The organism is Hydrotalea sp. GW822-HT8A01 (assembly GCF_058798575.1).
The window spans coordinates 3,010,924-3,030,445 of sequence record NZ_CM179506.1 but is presented as its reverse complement, the minus strand read 5'-3'; the positions used below and the strand labels follow the sequence as shown (position 1 = coordinate 3,030,445).

15 protein-coding genes and 1 pseudogene are annotated in these 19,522 nt (G+C 36.4%); 8 read left to right on the top strand and 8 right to left on the bottom strand.

The annotated features are described in order from the left end of the window. Nucleotides 1–112: 112 nt before the first annotated feature. The 3 genes from AC3QLY_RS13440 to AC3QLY_RS13430 all read right to left on the bottom strand — a co-directional run bounded on the left by AC3QLY_RS13440 (nt 113) and on the right by AC3QLY_RS13430 (nt 2,749). A complete protein-coding gene (locus AC3QLY_RS13440; protein ID WP_074418123.1) occupies nt 113–433 on the bottom strand; it encodes a Dabb family protein in 321 nt (106 codons plus the stop codon). A gap of 218 nt (nt 434–651) precedes the next feature. Next, on the bottom strand, nt 652–2,223 hold the full coding sequence (locus tag AC3QLY_RS13435) for an acyl-CoA mutase large subunit family protein (RefSeq protein WP_492989868.1): 1,572 nt from the start codon (nt 2,221–2,223) through the stop codon (nt 652–654). A gap of 13 nt (nt 2,224–2,236) precedes the next feature. After that, a complete protein-coding gene (locus tag AC3QLY_RS13430; RefSeq protein WP_492989867.1) occupies nt 2,237–2,749 on the bottom strand; it encodes a DUF7935 family protein in 513 nt (170 codons plus the stop codon). A 150-nt stretch (nt 2,750–2,899) separates the two neighbouring features. On the opposite strand from AC3QLY_RS13430, the gene AC3QLY_RS13425 reads away from it, so the two are divergent. Beyond that, a complete protein-coding gene (locus tag AC3QLY_RS13425; protein ID WP_074418121.1) occupies nt 2,900–3,247 on the top strand; it encodes a HesB/IscA family protein in 348 nt (115 codons plus the stop codon). Between the two features lie 58 nt (nt 3,248–3,305). On the opposite strand, the gene AC3QLY_RS13420 is transcribed toward AC3QLY_RS13425, so the two are convergent. After that, nucleotides 3,306–4,268: an electron transfer flavoprotein subunit alpha/FixB family protein gene (locus AC3QLY_RS13420; protein ID WP_074420345.1), complete on the bottom strand. Its 963-nt coding sequence runs from the start codon at nt 4,266–4,268 to the stop codon at nt 3,306–3,308. Between the two features lie 74 nt (nt 4,269–4,342). Beyond that, nucleotides 4,343–5,086 (bottom strand): electron transfer flavoprotein subunit beta/FixA family protein, encoded by a 744-nt coding sequence (locus AC3QLY_RS13415; protein ID WP_492989866.1) that lies wholly within the window; start codon nt 5,084–5,086, stop codon nt 4,343–4,345. 208 nt (nt 5,087–5,294) lie between these two features. Between AC3QLY_RS13415 and AC3QLY_RS13410 the strand changes: the two genes are divergently transcribed. Then, nucleotides 5,295–5,606, top strand: coding sequence for a tetratricopeptide repeat protein (locus tag AC3QLY_RS13410; RefSeq protein ID WP_074418129.1), 312 nt, complete (start codon nt 5,295–5,297; stop codon nt 5,604–5,606). 59 nt (nt 5,607–5,665) lie between these two features. After that, nucleotides 5,666–7,345, top strand: coding sequence for a urocanate hydratase (gene hutU / locus AC3QLY_RS13405; RefSeq protein WP_074418118.1), 1,680 nt, complete (start codon nt 5,666–5,668; stop codon nt 7,343–7,345). Nucleotides 7,346–7,406: 61 nt separating this feature from the next. On the opposite strand, the gene AC3QLY_RS13400 is transcribed toward hutU, so the two are convergent. Further along, nucleotides 7,407–7,808 (bottom strand): Hsp20/alpha crystallin family protein, encoded by a 402-nt coding sequence (locus AC3QLY_RS13400; protein ID WP_074419507.1) that lies wholly within the window; start codon nt 7,806–7,808, stop codon nt 7,407–7,409. A gap of 192 nt (nt 7,809–8,000) precedes the next feature. On the opposite strand from AC3QLY_RS13400, the gene AC3QLY_RS13395 reads away from it, so the two are divergent. The 4 genes and pseudogenes from AC3QLY_RS13395 to AC3QLY_RS13380 all read left to right on the top strand — a co-directional run. Next, nucleotides 8,001–8,417, top strand: coding sequence for a BrxA/BrxB family bacilliredoxin (locus tag AC3QLY_RS13395; protein WP_074419506.1), 417 nt, complete (start codon nt 8,001–8,003; stop codon nt 8,415–8,417). Nucleotides 8,418–8,564: 147 nt separating this feature from the next. Beyond that, a complete protein-coding gene (locus AC3QLY_RS13390) occupies nt 8,565–9,851 on the top strand; it encodes a prolipoprotein diacylglyceryl transferase (RefSeq protein ID WP_492989865.1) in 1,287 nt (428 codons plus the stop codon). A gap of 279 nt (nt 9,852–10,130) precedes the next feature. Then, on the top strand, nt 10,131–12,578 hold the full coding sequence (locus AC3QLY_RS13385; RefSeq protein WP_074419504.1) for an outer membrane beta-barrel family protein: 2,448 nt from the start codon (nt 10,131–10,133) through the stop codon (nt 12,576–12,578). 302 nt (nt 12,579–12,880) lie between these two features. Beyond that, nucleotides 12,881–13,332, top strand: a pseudogene (locus AC3QLY_RS13380) (IS1634 family transposase); the annotation flags it as partial. 301 nt (nt 13,333–13,633) lie between these two features. Here AC3QLY_RS13380 and AC3QLY_RS13375 read toward each other — a convergent pair. Further along, nucleotides 13,634–15,010, bottom strand: a complete 1,377-nt coding sequence (locus tag AC3QLY_RS13375; RefSeq protein WP_074419501.1) for a hypothetical protein — start codon at nt 15,008–15,010, stop codon at nt 13,634–13,636. Nucleotides 15,011–15,111: 101 nt separating this feature from the next. After that, nucleotides 15,112–17,817, bottom strand: coding sequence for a DNA gyrase subunit A (gene gyrA, locus AC3QLY_RS13370; protein WP_074420284.1), 2,706 nt, complete (start codon nt 17,815–17,817; stop codon nt 15,112–15,114). Between the two features lie 385 nt (nt 17,818–18,202). Here gyrA and AC3QLY_RS13365 point away from each other — a divergent pair, with 385 nt between their 5' ends. Continuing rightward, nucleotides 18,203–19,519: a saccharopine dehydrogenase C-terminal domain-containing protein gene (locus tag AC3QLY_RS13365; RefSeq protein WP_074419159.1), complete on the top strand. Its 1,317-nt coding sequence runs from the start codon at nt 18,203–18,205 to the stop codon at nt 19,517–19,519. Nucleotides 19,520–19,522: the final 3 nt, after the last annotated feature.

Below are 19,522 nucleotides of genomic sequence, written 5' to 3'. Positions count from 1 at the left end.
AATAGATTATGATGAAATTGAGTTGCCAGATATGATAATTTTGTTTGGAAATTTTTAAATTAAATCTGCCCAAGTTTATAGAAATGTGTAAAGTTTAAAATACTGATTGCTTTCATTCGGGTTTTACTGAATCAAATACTACTACTTTTTCCCACAAATGGCTGCAGGTTTCAATAAAATGTAAATGAATAGGATGGGTTTGATAAATTTCTTCATCAGTTATATTTTCAAAAATGGCCAACCATGAAAAATGATAGCCTCTTTCTATTACACTTCTATTGGTTGCAGCAGGCACTCCTATATGAAAACTTTTAATTTCAGGAACTTTGCTGAGTGCCTGTAAACCTTTGTATAATTCCTGATGTGCCTGAGTATTCTGCGGTTCTTTTAACCAAAAATATACATGGTGAATAAAATAATTAGATGGTATCATTGTTGTTACTTTAATGTTTATTGGGTTTAAAAATATTGTAATCTAATTGTATTGAATGGTGTACCGGTTTATTTTTTAAAAGCTTCAAATTTAATTCAACAGTATAATTAATCATTTTTCAACAATTTAAATTATGGCATTTATTGAACAACTTAAAACTTTAAGACAATCCTTTTTGTATAGTTCCAATATTTTTAACAAATATCAATTGAAATTTTCTATTTGAATTCTCCAAAAACAGCTCGTAGTGTATCTGCAATTTCCCCTAAAGTACAATAATGTTCAACGGCCTCAATTACTACCGGCATTAAATTAGTGTTTTGTATGGCTGCGGTTTTAATATTATTCAAACAACGTTCTACGTCAGCAGCATTGCGCTTTGCTCTTAACTGTTCTAGTTTTTTTATCTGAACTAAGCGAATACTATCATCAATTTTAAACCCAGGTATGGTGGTATCATCTGCTACTGTAAATTGATTAACGCCTACGATAACTTTTTCACCCGATTCAATTTGTTGTTGATAATGGTATGCACTTTTTGCTATTTCATTTTGAATAAATCCTTCTTCAATGGCAGCAACACTTCCGCCCATAGCATCAATTTGTTGTATCAGTTCCCAAGCTTTATGCTCCACTTCATTGGTAAGCGATTCAATAAAATAACTACCTGCAAGCGGGTCAACCGTGTCAGCAATACCACTCTCAAACGCTACAATTTGCTGGGTTCTTAAAGCAGTTCTGGCTGCTTCTTCTGTAGGTAAACTTAACGCCTCATCATACCCGTTGGTATGTAAACTTTGTGTGCCACCTAAAACGGCTGCAACTGTTTGTAAAGTAACACGACTAATATTATTGACAGGCTGTTGTGCAGTGAGTGTACTACCGCCTGTTTGTGTATGAAAACGAAGCATCATTGCTTTTTCATCGGTTGCGCCCAGCGATTGCATGATTTGCGCCCACATCCGTCTGGCCGCTCTGAATTTGGCTACTTCTTCAAATAAATGATTGTGTGCATTAAAGAAAAAGGAGAGCCGTTTTCCAAATACATTAATATCCAATCCTTTTTCTAAAGCAGCCTGCACATAGGCCTTACCGTTACTGAGTGTAAAAGCAATTTCCTGAACGGCAGTGCTGCCGGCTTCGCGAATATGGTATCCTGAAATTGATATGGTATTCCATTTAGGTAATTCTTTTGAGCACCATTCAAAAATATCGGTAATAATGCGCATGGAGGGTTTAGGGGGGTATATGTAAGTGCCTCTGGCAGCATATTCTTTCAATATATCGTTTTGTATGGTTCCTGAAATTTTTGTCAAATCGGCCCCTTGTTTTTTAGCAAGCGCTACATACAAAGCCAATAAAATAAAACCGGTTGCATTAATGGTCATGGAAGTAGATACTTTTTCAAGTGCAATGCCAGCAAATAATTGTTCCATATCTTCAATACTATTAATGGCAACACCCACTTTCCCGACCTCGCCTTCAGCTAATGGATGATCACTATCATACCCAATTTGTGTGGGAAGATCAAATGCCACACTTAAACCACTAACACCCTGTGCCAATAGATAATGGTATCTTTTATTGCTTTCTTCTGCCGTTGAAAATCCGGAATATTGGCGCATTGTCCATAATTTGCCCCGGTACATATCCGGTTGAATTCCTCTGGTAAATGGGAATTTCCCCGGCATTTCAGTTACTATTTTATCTTTTAGTGGAAATATATCTTTTGCGCTATACACCGGTTGTATGGTAATGCCTGCATCTGTTTTTTTTTCTTCTAAACTCATAGCATTCATTTTATTACAAAACCTGTTTGGCTTCGTGGCTAATAATTTCACTGGCTACTTCATATAAATTGCCTTTTTTATCTGTCATTAAATATTCTAACAATAATTTGTTTAGGTCTACTCCCGAAGCATTGGGTGGTAAATTATTCGCCAATTGATTGATGATATAAATATTTTGATTTTTCAAATTTTTAACAGCTTTCCAGGCATCGGCACTTACATAAATTTGTTGCGTAATATTATGTTCAAATTCCTGTTTGATGGTTTGGGTTAATAATACTTGTGCTTCTCTTGCAGAAATACCCGGCGTATTTAATCGGGCAATTAAGTTGGGAAGTGCAATCCTTTCAACAAGTAAAACAAGTCTTTCATAGGCCTGCAGTTGCATTAGTTTTGTGTTGGCATCATTTGCGAGATTTTGGCCGGATGCAGATTCCTTCGTTTTATTTTTATCCGGCCAGTTATTCCACAACACATTCAAAATTAAAAGGGCTATTAATATACTAAAAATCACTGTGTTATTCATTCTGTCATATTTTAAACAAAAATAGATGAAAGTAAATGGAATACCACCATTCACTTATATACTAAATTTCGTTAAACGTAAATGCTTTGATTCATTAAATTGTGAAACGAATGTAAATTTGTATTGTATTTATAGAAATTGATTTTTAGTATGTCAACAGTAACAACATCTGTACCGGTAAGTTTTACAACAAGTGCTTTGCAGGAAATTAAGCGTTTGATGCAGGAAGAAGGTTTTGATAACAGCAAACTTTTGCGGGTGGGCGTAAAAGGAGGGGGGTGCAGCGGCATGACTTATGTTTTAGGATTTGATAAACAAGAACCTGCAGATCATATTTATGAAGTGGAGGGCTTACCATTTTTAATGAATAAAAGCCACGAATTGTATTTGTATGGTATGCAAATTGACTGGCAGGATGGATTGAACAACAGAGGTTTTACTTTTTCGAATCCCAATGCTTCAGCTACTTGTGGTTGTGGAAGTTCATTTGCTGTGTAGCATTATAGCTATTGCATTTAAAAGCCCCGTTATTGCAACGAGGCTTTTTTATTAACAGTTATTTGCTTTTCATTTCCTTTATGGCAGCTGTTAATTTGGGCACTACTTCAAATGCGTCACCTACAATGCCATAATTAGCTGCTTTAAAAAAGGGTGCTTCAGGATCTTTATTAATTACCACAATGGTTTTACTTCTGTTTACACCGGCTAAATGCTGAATGGCTCCGGAAATACCAATAGCAATATACAAATTTGGTGCAATTTGAACGCCAGTTTGTCCCACATGTTCATGATGTGGCCTCCAGTGTGCATCTGCTACTGGTCGACTGCAAGCCGTAGCAGCATGTAATACATGTGCTAAATCTTCAATCATTCCCCAGTTTTCGGGACCTTTTAAACCACGCCCGCCACTTACAACAATATCAGCTTCGCTTAATGGAACCTCCCCACTTATTTTGTTGGTGGCCAATACTTTTACTGAAGCAGGTGGTACAGGAATATCCAATAATTCAATAGAAGCAATGCCAGAGAAGGTTTGTATACCAAAACTATTTGGATTTAATGATATCACTTTAATTGGAGAAATAATATTTACCAGTGCAAATGCCTTTCCGCTAAATACTGTTTTTTTAACTACAAAACCATTGGTGGTATCGGGCAATGCACAGGCGCCTGCAACCAAGCCTGCTTTTAACTGAACGGCCACTCTGGGTGCAACCGCTTTACCGGTTTGTGTATGGCTGAATACTACTACTGAAGCTTCTAATTGTTTAACAACTGCAGCAATTACTTGCGCAAATACCAGCGCATCTACATGATTGAAACTGTCATTTTGGACCTGATATACTTTGCTGATACCATAATTACCCAATTGCGTTAGATCGTCTGCCACATTTCCCAACACCAATGCCAATGCATTGGTATTGAATTGTTTTGCGATAGCTGCCCCATAGGCTGCGGCCTCAAAAGATGCTTTTTTTAAATGACCATCTGACTGATCGATAAATATTAAAACTGACATATTTTTTTTATTTTTCGAATGAAATATATTTGGCATCCAAGTGCATTTTCAATGCCTTGGATGTATTTGAATACTTAAACTACTTTTGCTTCTTCATGCAATAGTTTAACCAACGTAGCCATATCATCTGCTGCCACCAATTTAACACCGGCTTTTGCAGGTGGTAATTCATATTGAACAATATGGGTTAATGCCTCTGTGGCAACAGGTGCAACCACTTTTAACGGCTTGGTTCTGGCAGCCATAATGCCACGCATATTAGGGATGCGTTGTTCGGCCATTCCTTTTTGACAACTAATGACAGCAGGAAGTGTTACTTCATCAACTTCTTCACCACCTTCTATTTCTCTCGTAACTTTTGCCTGACTTCCATTCAACTCAAATTGTGTAGCAAGTGCTATGTAGGGCATCTGCAACATTTCAGCTACCATGCCACCTAATGCAGAGCCATTGTAATCAATGGTTTCCTTTCCTGTAAAAATTAAATCATAACTCCCTTCTTTTGCAACAGCAGCAATTTGTGTAGCAATTACATAACTATCATCACTTTCTGTATCTACTCTAATAGCTTCATCTCCACCCAAGGCCAGTGCTTTACGAATAATGGCATCACAATCAGCGCCACCAACCGTAATTAAATGTAAAATAACAGAAGGATCTTTTTCTTTTAATTCAATCGCTTTTATCAATGCATACCATTCATCATAAGGATTGATGATCCATTGAACACCTGCATCTTCAAATTGCGTATTGTTGTTTTTAAAAGCAATTTTTGCAGTAGTATCAGGTGTTTTACTAATACAAACCAAAATTTTCATATGTGCGTTTTTTAGATGAAACAATATTTTTCAACCATTTGTTACATTTGTGCACTAATTCAATAAATTAGTTGTTTATGCAACTATTAGCAAATATAATAAGCTTTTTATACAAAGCATGTGCCGTTCAAAAAAACTTCCATTAATTTTAAAATTTGTACCTGTTATTTTTTCTAACCCAATAAATTGCTGCACAAAATTTTTAAAAATGAATAGAATTGAGCAGTTAAAGAACTTTTTGAAAGAAAATCCAAAGGATAATTTTTTAAGACATTCACTTGCATTGGAATACATAAAAATGGGAGATGATCTGAAAGCAAGAATACTGTTTGAAGAAATCTTAGCCGATTCGCCCGATTATGTAGGCAGTTACTATCATCTGGCAAAACTGCTGGAAAGGCTGGAACAAACGCCATTAGCTATTGAATGGTATGAAAAAGGAATGCTGGCTGCAAAAAATGCCAATGATCAGCATACTTATAACGAATTGCAATCTGCTTATGAAGATTTGATTTATTAAGGTATTTTAAAAGTGCTGACTATATAATTTTTTATAACTTTAATGCTAAAACGATTGTCATGTTAGCAACTGAATCTGCTGTATTTCATCCGGAGAAATATAAAACACCCGTCGGAAATCATTTAAACTGCAAAGGTTGGGTTCAGGAAGCTGCATTGCGTATGTTATTGAATAATTTAAATCCTGAAGTAGCAGAAAAGCCGGAAGAATTAATTGTATATGGCGGGAGAGGAAAGGCTGCCAGAAATATCCCATCACTCGATTTGATTATTAAAGCGCTGAAAGATTTAAATAACAATGAAACCCTTTTGATACAAAGCGGTAAACCGGTTGCAATTTTAACCACACATGAAGATGCGCCCAGGGTTTTAATTTCAAATTCGCAGTTAGTGCCCAAATGGGCTACCTGGGAACATTTTGATTTGCTGGAGAAGAAGGGATTGATGATGTATGGTCAAATGACTGCCGGTAGTTGGATCTATATCGGTTCACAAGGAATTGTACAGGGTACATTTGAAACATTTGCTGCTGTAGCTAAAAAACATTTCCATGGTTCACTTTCAGGTACTTTAACTATTACAGCCGGTTTAGGCGGTATGGGTGGTGCACAACCTCTGGCTGTTACTATGAATGATGGTGTTTGTCTGGTAGCCGAAGTGGAAGAATGGCGTATTGATAAAAGATTACAAACCCGTTATCTGGATATAAAATGCCTGGCAATTGATGAAGCAATAGATAAAGCTTTAGACGCAAAAAAGAATAAACAAGCTTTAAGTATTGGGGTGCTTTGCAATGCAGTTCATTTGCTGGAACGATTGATTGAAAGAAATATTCCGGTTGATATTTTAACCGACCAAACCTCGGCCCATGATCCTTTAATCGGATATATTCCACATACCCTAACTAATGAGCAGGCCAATGTATTGCGTCATGATAACCACGAGGCTTATACTGCTTTAAGTTATGAAAGCATGAAATTGCATGTTACCTACATGCTAACCCTGCAAAAAAATGGTGCCATTACTTTCGATTATGGCAACAATATCAGAGCTAGGGCAAAGGAAGCAGGTTTGCAAAATGCATTCGACTTTCCGGGGTTTGTCCCTGCCTATATTCGTCCATTGTTCTGTGAAGGGAAAGGCCCTTTTCGTTGGGCAGCACTCAGCGGTGATCCTGCCGATATTGCTGCAACCGACCAATGTATACTTGAATTGTTTCCTGAAAATGCAGGCTTAAAAAAATGGATTATGATGGCACAACAACGCATTGCCTTTCAGGGGTTGCCCGCCAGAATTTGTTGGCTCGGACAAGGCGAAAGAGAAAAGGCCGGGTTAGCATTTAATGAAATGGTTAGAAAGGGTATTGTGAAAGCACCAATTGTTATTGGACGTGACCATTTGGATACCGGTTCTGTTGCTTCACCTAACAGAGAAACGGAAGCCATGTTAGATGGAAGTGACGCTGTGGCCGATTGGCCTGTTTTAAACGCATTAATTAATACTGCTGCCGGAGCCAGTTGGGTAAGTCTGCATCATGGCGGCGGGGTAGGAATGGGCTATAGCATTCATGCGGGAATGGTGATTGTGGCGGATGGTACAGATGCCGCAGCAAAAAGATTACAACGGGTGTTAAGAAATGATCCCGGAATGGGCGTAATTCGGCATGCAGATGCAGGTTACGATACTGCGCTGGAAATGCTTCGACAAAATGGTTTGAGCATTACAGACCGCCTGCATTAAAAAAACTGCCTGTTCTAAAATGTTCATTTCAACAGGCAGTTTAAAAATAATGATTTTTGAATTATTGAACCGCAATGGTTTTTGTTATAGGTGTCTTTTCAGCTTTTATGGGCAATACTACCTTTAAAATACCATCCTGATAAGTTGCCTGAATAGTATCAGTTTGAATGTCATCGGTTAAACTGAATACTTTTTTAAAGGCGTGGGCAGTAAAATCCTGTTGTACAATTTTCTTTTTTTCATTTTCAACAGGTGTAGGTTGGTATTCAATTGTCAATAGCCCTTTATCTGCTTTCAATTGAAAATCTTGTTTATTTCTACCTGGTACCATTAATTCAATTTCAAATGCATTGGAGGATTCATAAATATTAACAGGAACAGAAAAATTTCTACTCATTCCATTTAAAGTATTCAAAAATGGATCGTGGTTTATATAACTGTGTTGTGTTGTGCGATTGTGCATAATTTTTAATTTTTTTTCTTACAAAGCTTTTCAAATCTTATTCCAATAGAAAAATATAAATAATTTATGCCATAATGGCATTATTTTTTTATTTCGTATGTCTTTGTGGCATTTTCGATTCAGGTAAAAAGCAACAATTGACTGATTCAATGATGCGGTTTTTGATTAATTTTGCTTTCTAAAACAGAAAATATGTATCCCGAAGAGATTGTAATACCCATGAAGGCTGAATTAACCGAAAGTGGATTTGAGGAAATGCTCACAGCGGTCGATGTAGATGCCACCCTTCAAAAAGAAGGAACAACACTTGTAGTTGTAAACTCTGTTTGCGGTTGTGCAGCAGGTAGCTGCAGACCCGGAGTTTTAATGGCAGTGCATAATGCAACCAAAAAACCCACTCGTTTGGTAACCAGTTTTGCAGGTTTTGATATGGAGGCAGTAAACAAGATCAGAGAACATTTATTGCCTTATCCGCCATCATCACCTGCTATTGCGCTTTTTAAAGATGGCAAATTAGTGAGTATGATTGAGCGCCATCAAATTGAAGGAAGACCGGCACAAGTGATTGCTCAATATTTAATTCATGAATTTGAACAATATTGCAACTAATTCTTTGTACTTTGTTATAGATGTGTTAGTAATGTACAAAGTCCCGTTTCTACGGGACTTTTCTTTATGCAACCATACAGAATAATTTAAAGTTTTGGCATTTTCTAGTTAACATTGCAATTCAAATTTTCACATCAAAAAAAGGCTATGTATCCAAACCTGTATTTTGTATTCAAAGACTTATTTGGGGTTGAATGGAACGGATTGAAATTAATTAATTCATTTGGTTTTTTTGTAGCCCTTTCTTTTGTAATATCTGCATGGATATTAACATTGGAATTGAAACGTAAACAGTCAGCAGGCATTTTAACTTATACAGAAAAAACAATTTTAGTAGGAGGGGCAGCCACGACGCAGGAATTATTGCTGAATTTTTTTCTTGGATTCATTATGGGATTTAAAATTGTGGGTGCATTTTTGATACCAACAGCTCTGACTGATCCGCAAAGTTTTATTTTATCTTCTCAGGGAAATTTACCAATGGGTATTTTGTTGGGTGTATTATTTGCAGCATTAAAATGGCGGGAAAAAAATAAAGAAAAATTAGCAAAACCTGAAAAAAGAATTATTAGAGTATGGCCGCAGGATCGGGTGGGTGATATTGTAATTTATGCTGCCATATTTGGGTTTGCAGGAGCTAAAATTTTTAATAGCCTTGAAACCTGGGATGATTTTATCAGTGATCCTATTGGTTCTCTTATATCCTTCAGCGGACTTACTTTTTATGGTGGATTAATTTGTGCAACTATTGCTTTGTATTTCTATACCAAAAAACACAATATTCCTTTTATTGCCCTTTGCGATGCCGCAGCACCTGCTTTAATGCTGGCGTATGGTTTGGGCAGAATTGGTTGCCAGGTTGCCGGTGATGGGGACTGGGGAATTTTGAACAGTGCTTATGTAAGCAATGCTCAGGGTAAATTGGTGACTGCAACAGTAGATCAGTTTACCAGGGCATTACAAGCCAATCAGCATTATTACAGCGAGCAGTTTACTACCTTTAAAATAGAACACCTTTCTGTGCATTCATTTTGGGGTTTACCCAATTGGTTGTTTGCTTATAATTATCCACACAATGTAGTAAATGAAGGCGTTCGTTTTGCTGATTGTACCGGTAATTATTGTTCTTATTTACCAATTGGAGTTTTCCCTACACCCTTGTATGAAATAGTAATGTGTTTGATATTGTTTGCAGTATTGTGGATAATCCGCAAAAAAATTACTACGCCCGGCAGAATATTTGCCATATACCTCATTTTGAACGGGTTAGAACGTTTTTTCATCGAAAAAATACGGGTAAATACCCGATACCACTTTTGGGGACTTCAACCAACACAAGCCGAGCTTATTTCATCCGCATTGATTGTTTCAGGTATAGTATTGTATTTTTATTCAAAGAAAATTAAATTACCACAATACCCGGCCCATAGCTAAACCGCATTTATAATTATTACATGCATGCCATTTCGATTTATTTTTGGGATGGCATTTTTTTCTCCATCTTTTTAACAGATTTTGTTTATAAGGGTGTAACGAATGCAGAAGTATTTCGTTAAACTACTGATGATGCTATCGTCCTTTTTCTTTCTTCCTACTTTTCTGCCATTCATCCTTTAAAATATGCCTTCCGATATAAAACAATGTACTATGTTTAACATGCTACTTAGTTTTGTTATGTAATATTTATATACCAGAACTAAAAAAATAAACATCATGAAAAAAAATACATTTTTATTCATCTTAGTGAGCATAATAGCAGGTTTTGTTGCTACTGTACGTTCCCAAACTACTGCCAGCTTCACCATAAAAGGCCAGGTATCGGCTCAGAAAAGAGCTATTGAAGCTGCTAATATTATGGTATTAAATGCATCAGATTCAGCAACCATTAAAATGACGGTTTCAGATAAATCAGGCGAGTTTATGTTTCAGCAACTCAAAACAGGAAACTACCTCATTAAAGTAATGGCCATTGGGTATGAAACTTATTATTCTAATCCAATTAAATTGGCATTTGCACAAACCCTTGATATCCGTTTAAAACCTGAAGAAAAGGAATTGACTGGCGTAACTGTAACCACAAAAAAGCCATTTATTGAGCAGAAATTAGATAAAACTGTTATCAATGTAGAGGCTTCACCCTCTAATACCGGATTAACTGCTATGGAGGTGTTGGAAAAGTCGCCCGGCATATTAGTAGATAAAGATGGCAATATCAGCATGAAAGGGAAGCCTGGTGTTTTGGTTTTGATAGATGGAAAACCTTCTTATTTAAGTGCAACAGATTTAGCTAACTTATTGAAAAGCATGTCAAGTAGTTCAATTGATCAAATTGAATTAATGACCAACCCACCCGCCAAATATGATGCAGCCGGTAACTCCGGTATCATTAATATTAAAACCAAAAAATCAAAAACGATGGGTTATAATGGTAGTGTAACAGTTGGTTATGGCCAGGGTGTGTACCCCAAAAGCAACAACAGTATTAACCTGAATTATCGTAGAAATAAGGTGAATTTGTTCGGAAATTTTGGGTACAACTATTATGGCGGATATCAGGAGTTAAATATTACCCGAAATTTTCGTACCAATAATGGGGAAGATATTCTTTCCATCTTTAAACAACAAACAAACATGAAGCGCCGGCAAACTAATGTTTCCTATAAAGTGGGCATGGATTATTATGCTTCTAAAAAAACAACATTGGGATTCGTTGTAAATGGTTTTATTAACCCATCAACAGAAAATAACGGAAATACCACCAATATTTTAGATCCGAATAGTATATTACAAAGTACCACGAAAGCAGCTTCTCAAATAAACAGCAATTTGAATAATGTGGCCCTTAATTTAAATGGCAGACATGTTTTTGATAGTACCGGCAAGGAATTAACCATGGATGTTGATTATGTGCATTATAATACGCTAAACGACCAAATGTTCATCAATTCTTTTTACGATAATACTGGCAATAAAATGCTGCCAGATCAATTATTGAAAGGTAATTTGCCCTCAGATATCAATATATATTCAGCCAAAGCTGATTATACACAAATGTTAAAGCATAAAATTAAAATGGAGGCCGGGTTCAAGCTTAGTTATGTAAAAACCGATAATGTTTCCAGCTACTATAATCAGCAAAACAATCAGTGGGTGATGGATAGTACACAAAGCAATCATTTTATTTATGAAGAAAATATTAATGCCGCTTATGTTTCATTTAGTAAGGAATTGTCTAAAAAATGGAGTATACAATTGGGTTCGAGGGTTGAAAACACTCATGCAAAAGGTATTCAATTGTTTAACGGTGTATCATTTGATAGGAATTATACTCAATTATTTCCAACTTTCTTTTTAAGTTATAAACCCAATGATAAGAATCAATTCTCTTTAAATTATGGAAGACGTATACAACGTCCTGATTATCAAGATTTAAATCCGTTTTATTATTTCTTAGATAAGTACACATACAGTGTAGGTAACCCTTATTTACTGCCACAAATCAGCCAGAATATTGAGTTGAATCATATTTACAAAGGATTATTGACAACCGGATTAAGTTATGGAGTGATTAATGATTTAATCACGCAGGTATTTAACCAGGTTGATAGCACACATACTACGTATGTAAAGAATGATAATATTGCTAAAGTACAGAATTATACACTAAGTGTAAATGTGGCTTTACCAATCACTAAATTTTGGAAAATAAACTGGTATAATCAATTGAATATCAACCAATATGATGGCTTTGTTAATCAGGGACCCATACATGTTTCAGGCATTAATTACAATACCAACTTTACCAGTAGTTTTGAGGTAAAAAAAGGATTGAATATGGAACTGGGTGGCTTCTATAGAACGCAAACGCAGGAAGGTACCATAGTTGCCAATGAAATGAGCCAGTTAAATTTTGCCATCAGCAAACAAGTATTAAAAAATAAAGGTACCATACGTTTAAATTGCCGCGACTTCCTGAATCTTCAACATTTTAGTGGATATAGCCATTTTCAAAACGTTGATGTTCAATTATATAATAGATGGGATAACCGTGTATTCAATATCAGTTTTACCTATCGCTTTGCCAAGGGAAAGGCCGGTGTAGCACCCCGTAAAAGTGCCGGTGCTATTGATGAAGCATCCAGAGTTAAATCAAATAATTAACCTAAGTTACAAAGTTTGTACATGCATTGCGCCCGACTTGTCCACCCATATTTTCGCTAATTTATAAGTTACTGATAATATGATATTTATTTTAATTTTTTTGATAATTTGCTGACCTAATGGGTCAAAATGTACAAAATCAGGCAAATAAAGTACGCTACAAACTCAGTTTCGATTCAAGTTTATAAGATAGAAAACAGGAAGAGAGTAATTGTAAGGCATATTGGAACTGCATATAACGAGCAGGAGCAATCCGATTTGCTGTTTATTGCCAAAGATCTTATTGAATAAATGTCACAACAGATGTAACGACTTTGTACTTTGAAACCTTTGACGAAGATGAGTTATGCAAAGATGGGTTTTCCAAAAACAACAAATCCCAGCAACCACAGATTTTAGTTGTCCTGATGGTTACAAAGGAAGGCTTTCCGATAGCTGATGAAGTATTTGCAGGCAACACTTTCGAGGGACATACTATTATTCCGGTACGGTAGTTGCCGATGCAGCAATGATTAGCACTGAAAATATTCAGGCTTTAAAGGAAAATGAAATCAATTACATTGTAGGTGCGAGATTGGGTAATTTGTCAAATGAACTGATGAAACAAATTGACAAAAGCATCACTCGTGAAGATGGTAAAAATATTAGAATAAAAACAGATAATGGATACCTGATTTGCAGCTACTCTTCGATTCGATACCGCAAGGATAAGTATGAAATGGAAAAACAAATTGAAAAAGCAAAACATATTATCCACAACAACAACACTTTTTATTTAGGCGCAGCCCGCAGCGAAGCGGAGACATAATATACATTATAGCTGACAAAATGAGCATTGGATTTAGTGCAGCTATATTTTATCCTATAATTTATATTATGTTAAACAGGATAAAACAATTAAGAAATTAATATAGCATTACAAATTGGAAGGCCATCACCTTATTTAATGCGGTGGATATCTAACAAAAAATCAAGTTACTTTGATAAGTCATAGTCATAAAAAAACCCACAAACAAATGTTTATGAGTTTTTTTAGTGAGAAATTGAAATATTAATTAATTTCCGTTTGCAGAAATTAACTGATCATAGAATTTAACTTTTGCATCGTAGGCATCAAATAATTTTTGGTCAGCCTTCGATTTATCACGCTTGTAAGTATACATATTGTATAAAATATCTAACGACTTATTGTAACAATTTTTTTCTGCTGATGATTTATCAGGAACAGCTTTTAAAGCCCTATAAGCGTTTTCTAACCATGTAATAGTGCTATCGGCAGCTGATGCAGCAGGTTTATCTAATTCTGCATTGGCTTTTTTAATGGCATCTACCTGTGGTTTAATTTGTGCATCATACGCTGCTTTTTTCTTTGGATCTTTAATATCGGCTTTTGCGGCATTTAATTTTTGGAGTGAACGAATATTGTCTCTCATTTTATCATCTAATGCATTAAACTCTAAATTATACAACACACCGGCATTGTAAGCGGCAATACCATTGGCAGTATCTTTTGTATAAGCACGTTCAAAAGCCAATCTTGCCTTGTTTTTGTAATAAACTTCCTGTGTACTGTCTAATTTATCTTTCTCATCTTTGGGTATATTGGCAAACATCTCACCAAACTGAAGGTATTTTGCAGCGGTTAATGTCCCGGCAGCATCTTCCTTATCAAATAAATCAGCTTTTTCCTGAAGGGTATAATTTTTATTCAAATAATCGGCTTCATAATCATCCCATTCCCCATTTGGATAGAATTTTTTGGCCATGCCCAGCCATTTATCAAAATCGGCTTTGTTTTTATTGTTGCTGGCGCTTACCAATAAAAATTTATAAATATCCTCATATTCTTTTCCATGAACAGAGCTGTCTGCAAGTCTGCCATAGTATTGATACGCTTTATCTAATTTTTTGTCATTCTGATTGGCATAAGCAGCATATAAAATGGAAGTAGTGTCAAAATTCATTTTGGCGGTACTCCATTTGTTTTCAAAAATTACATCACTGTAATCAACTGCATAACCAAAATAAAAAGCGGCCGAATCCCATTTTTTGGAATTGAATTCTTTTACACCCTGGCTAAATGAAGTAACGTAGAGGTTAAATGGAATATCCTGACCACCATTTTCTTTTAAAATTTTATAGTCCGGATCCATTTCTTTGTATTTTTTAAAAGCTTCTGCAGCAGTTACCTCTGTATTGGGATATTTTTCTCTGGTTTTATCATCTTTAAACAAGGCAGCATACACTTTGGCTTTCCAGAACCAGCCTTCTGCTTTGGCTTGTGCTTTGGGTTCCTGCATTAATTTATCAATTTCTGTCTTGGCATTTTCTACCTGGTTCAGTAACAATGCCGTTTGCACTTTTTTAAAATCCTGCGCTTTTAAAGCTGTTAAGCCTACTGCAAAAAAGGCAACCAATAAAAGTTTTTTCATGTGTTTATGTTTATTGTTTTATAAAATCATATATCAGTTTTACATACTTTTTATGCGTTAATGATTTTATGAATATGTGTCTGATATTTTTAAATTTATTTTTAATTTTCTGAAATAGGTTCGTTCGGGTTAATATCTGGTTCCAGGTTATTGGTTGAGGCATCATCATTGGGTTTATTTGCATTCGAATTAACCTCACTTGAAAGCACGGTATTTTCAGTTGAAGGATCTGGTTCTGCATCCTGTTCTTCAATAGTTGATATGGCTGCAATGGCATCATCGGCATCCAATCTGATTAAAATTACCCCTTGTGTTGCTCTGCCAGCTTCTTTAATATTGGCAATTGGCGTACGCAAGGTAATACCCGATTTGCAGGTGATAATTAAATCCTCTGTATCTTCCACTGCTCTTATACCGACTAATTTACCGGTTTTTTCGGTAACATTAATGGTTTTTACCCCTTTTCCTCCTCTATTTGTAATGCGATAAACATCTTCTCCGTCTGCATCAATTAAAGGCGTTCTTTTACCAAACCCTTTTTCACTAATTACCAAAATGGTTTTGCTTTTATCGGCTTTATCAACACATACCATGCCAACCACTTCATCGGTGGCATCATCTACTTCAATACCCTGTACACCAATGGCACCGCGTCCGGTAGGTCTTACTTTTATTTCCGGAAAACGTATTGCCCTGCCCGATTTTACCGCTAACATGATTTCATGATTGCCATTGGTCATCTTGGCTTCTAATAATTCATCCCCCTCATTAATGGTAATGGCATTTACGCCGGTAGCACGGGGGCGACTAAAATCTTCCAGATGTGTTTTTTTGATAATGCCTCTTTTGGTACAAAGCACTATAAATTTATCCTGAAGCGAGGCTTTGTCATCCAAATTATTCACATTCAGAATGGCTTTTACCTTATCATCCTGCGGAATTTGAATTAAATTTTGAATAGCTCTTCCTTTGCTTTGCTTTTCACCTTCGGGTATTTCGTAAACCTTCAACCAAAAACAACGGCCTTTTTCGGTGAATATGAGCATGGTATCATGCGTAGATGCCACGAAAAGATGTTCTACAAAATCTTCCTCTCGTGTTTTAGTACCAATGGCTCCTCTTCCACCTCTTTTTTGCTGACGGTACTCTGTTGCTGTAGTACGTTTAATGTAGCCTAAATGTGAGATGGTAATTACAACATCTTCTTCCTTAATAAAGTCGAGCATGTTCATCTCTTCAGCCAAATACTGAATTTCGGAGCGTCTTTTATCACCAAATTTTTCTTTAATTTCAATCAGTTCTTTCGAAATCAAATCATATCGAAGACCTTCATCGGCCAACAGTTCTTTTAAATGCCGGATAGTATTTATCAGGCCATTGAATTCTTCAATAATTTTATTGCGTTCCATGCCGGTAAGGCGTTGTAAACGTAATTCTAAAATTGCTTTGGCCTGTAATTCTGATAATCCAATTGCCTGTTGGTATAATTCTAATGAAACATCTGTAAATAATTCTTGTGCCAGATACCATTTTTCTTCGGTGCTTTTTTGCATTAAAGCAGCCTTGGCCTCATCAGGGGTTTGGCTGGCTCTAATCAGTGCTATTACCTCATCTAAATGATCCAATGCTTTCAGATACCCTTCTAAAATATGTGCTCTTTCTTCTGCTTTCCTTAAATCGAATTTAGCCCTGCGGGTTACCACCTCCATCCTGAATTGAATAAATTCGCTAATAAGGTCTTTTAAATTCATGATTTTAGGCCGACCATGACTAATAGCTACATTATTAATACCATAACTGGTTTGTAGTTCGGTATATTTATACAGTTGATTGATGATGACATTGGCAACTGCATCGCGTTTTAAATCCAATACAATTCTGGTTCCTTCCCTGCTGTTGCTTTCATTGTTGACGTGTGCAATTCCATCAATGGTTTTATCGTTCACCAATTGACCAATTTTATCTGTAAGCGCATCCAATCCTACCTGATAAGGTGCTTCGGTTATCACAATTTGCTCTCTGCCACTGGGTTTAGTATCAATATGGCATTTCCCGCGAACAACTACCCTGCCTCTGCCTGTTAAAAATGCCTGCTTTACGCCTTCCATGCCATAAATAACACCACCTGTCGGGAAATCGGGTGCTTTAATATATTGCATTAATTCATCAATTGTAATGTATCGGTTTTGAATGTATGCTACGCAACCATCCACTACTTCACTCAGGTTATGCGGCATCATATTGGTAGCCATACCAACGGCAATGCCACTGCTGCCATTTACAAGTAATTGCGGTATACGAGTAGGTAAAACAGTAGGTTCCTGAAGCGAATCATCAAAATTGAGTTGGAAATCAACAGTTTCTTTTTCAATATCTTCCAGCATGGCTTCTGCAAAGCGATGTAAACGCACCTCCGTATAACGCATCGCAGCAGGAGGATCTCCATCCTGATTACCGAAGTTTCCCTGACTGTCCACCATTACATTGCGCATCGTCCAGTCCTGTGCCATCCGCACCAATGTATCATAAATGGAGGCATCACCATGTGGATGGTATTTACCCATTACTTCACCCACAATACGGGCCGATTTTTTATAAGGTTTGTTACTGCTGTTACCTAATTCATGCATTGCAAACAACACTCTTCTGTGTACAGGTTTAAAGCCATCCCTTACATCCGGCAAGGCTCTGCCTACAATCACCGACATTGAGTAGTCGATGTAGGCGGTTTTCATTTGTTCCTCGATATTTACCTGAATAATACGGTCGTTATCGTTTGTTTTCTCGGGCAATAAATTTTCTTCCATGTATCTTTTGTAGTACTAATGAGATGAATAACCCTGTAAACCCAAAGTGCAAGTTTAACAGGATGGCGAAGATAGCTTTTTTGCTGCTAAAATCAGGCATTAAAAGCCCTTTTTTCATAGATTTTTCCACAGGATATATACATTAAATTGTTGGTTCTATCCGGCAATTTCAGGTATCACTTTTTAATAACCATTTTATGGCCATATCTTTGAAAAAAAGACAGGTTTTGGTATTTAAATATGGCGGAAGTACTAACGCTTTCGAACCATTTAAATACTCACTTTTTATAAACACAGGAAAGTTTTCAGTTGCTTGTTTTGAATAGCTGCAACCCCGGATGTAAATATAAAATTATAAAATTGGATTGGAGCAAATCATATACATATGAAAAATATTTTATTGCTTGGTGCGGGTAAATCGGCTACCGTACTGATTGAATATTTAAAAAAAACAGCCACACAATATAATTGGTCGGTTACAGTTGCAGATGCAAATGCTGCAATTGCAGCAGAAAAAGCTGGGCAGCATGCATTGGTGAAAGCTGTGGGTGTTGCTATTGAAAATGCAGCGCAGCGTATTGCACTGATACAACAGGCTAACGTTGTAATTTCGATGCTTCCTCCGGCTTTACATTATATTGTGGCAAAAGATTGTATAGAACACAACAAGCATTTACTGACTGCCAGCTATGTTGATGAAAATTTGCAGCAAATGGCTACAGCCATTCAGGAAAAGCAATTGCTTTTTTTGTGTGAAATGGGTTTAGATCCGGGCATTGATCATATGAGTGCCATGCAAATGATCGCCTCCATTCAGAAAAAGGGCGGAAAAATTACTTCCTTTCAATCGCATTGTGGCGGTTTGGTGGCACCGGAAAGTGATGATAATGCCTGGCATTATAAAATTAGTTGGAACCCTCGAAATGTAGTGATGGCCGGAAAAGCCGGAGCAGTATTTAAAGAAAATAATGCCATTGTGCATATACCTTATCAGCAAATTTTTGCCAATTGTACTCCACTGAAAAATGCATCCATACCCGGGTTGGTATATTACTCAAACAGAGATTCTTTGCATTACATGAATAAATATGCGTTATCACATGCTGCAACCTTTAAACGCACCACCATTCGATATACTGATTTTTGTAAAGGCTGGCAATGGATGGTTGATTGGCAATTAACAGATGAAAAGTTACAATATGCAACAGATGGTATGTGTATTGCTGAATTTTATCAGCTGCATTTTGAAAAAATTGGTTTGGAAGATCTGTACCATCAACTCCCAACAACACCACTGATGCAAAGTCAGTTGCAACAAATTGGCTGGTATGATGTTGCTACTCAAATTAACAAAGGTACTTGCAGTGCTGCTGATGTGTTACAATTTATTCTGGAAAAAAAATGGGCATTGCAACCCAACGATAAAGATTTGGTGATGATGATTCATGAAATTGAGTATACAATTGAAGACCAAAAATTTTATCATATTGCTGAATTAAAAATAACAGGTGAAAATGCCATGCAAACTGCCATGGCTAAAACAGTAGGTTTACCACTGGGTATTGCAGCAACACTTCTGTTAAACAATCAGCTCAATGTAAGAGGGCTGCATATACCCACACATCCTGCCATTTACAACACGGTTTTGCCTTTATTAGAACAGGAAGGAGTTTGTTTTACTACATCAACGCATGCTATTTAAAAT

Coding starts and splice junctions, on each gene's coding strand:
- AC3QLY_RS13400 (WP_074419507.1), bottom strand. CDS start 7,808: ATGCACAATCGCACAACACAACACAGTTATATAAACCACGATCCATTT.
- AC3QLY_RS13365 (WP_074419159.1), top strand. CDS start 18,203: ATGAAAAATATTTTATTGCTTGGTGCGGGTAAATCGGCTACCGTACTG.
- hutU (WP_074418118.1), top strand. CDS start 5,666: ATGTTAGCAACTGAATCTGCTGTATTTCATCCGGAGAAATATAAAACA.
- AC3QLY_RS13395 (WP_074419506.1), top strand. CDS start 8,001: ATGTATCCCGAAGAGATTGTAATACCCATGAAGGCTGAATTAACCGAA.
- AC3QLY_RS13415 (WP_492989866.1), bottom strand. CDS start 5,086: ATGAAAATTTTGGTTTGTATTAGTAAAACACCTGATACTACTGCAAAA.
- AC3QLY_RS13425 (WP_074418121.1), top strand. CDS start 2,900: ATGTCAACAGTAACAACATCTGTACCGGTAAGTTTTACAACAAGTGCT.
- AC3QLY_RS13435 (WP_492989868.1), bottom strand. CDS start 2,223: ATGAGTTTAGAAGAAAAAAAAACAGATGCAGGCATTACCATACAACCG.
- AC3QLY_RS13430 (WP_492989867.1), bottom strand. CDS start 2,749: ATGAATAACACAGTGATTTTTAGTATATTAATAGCCCTTTTAATTTTG.
- gyrA (WP_074420284.1), bottom strand. CDS start 17,817: ATGGAAGAAAATTTATTGCCCGAGAAAACAAACGATAACGACCGTATT.
- AC3QLY_RS13420 (WP_074420345.1), bottom strand. CDS start 4,268: ATGTCAGTTTTAATATTTATCGATCAGTCAGATGGTCATTTAAAAAAA.
- AC3QLY_RS13385 (WP_074419504.1), top strand. CDS start 10,131: ATGAAAAAAAATACATTTTTATTCATCTTAGTGAGCATAATAGCAGGT.
- AC3QLY_RS13410 (WP_074418129.1), top strand. CDS start 5,295: ATGAATAGAATTGAGCAGTTAAAGAACTTTTTGAAAGAAAATCCAAAG.
- AC3QLY_RS13440 (WP_074418123.1), bottom strand. CDS start 433: ATGATACCATCTAATTATTTTATTCACCATGTATATTTTTGGTTAAAA.
- AC3QLY_RS13390 (WP_492989865.1), top strand. CDS start 8,565: ATGTATCCAAACCTGTATTTTGTATTCAAAGACTTATTTGGGGTTGAA.
- AC3QLY_RS13375 (WP_074419501.1), bottom strand. CDS start 15,010: ATGAAAAAACTTTTATTGGTTGCCTTTTTTGCAGTAGGCTTAACAGCT.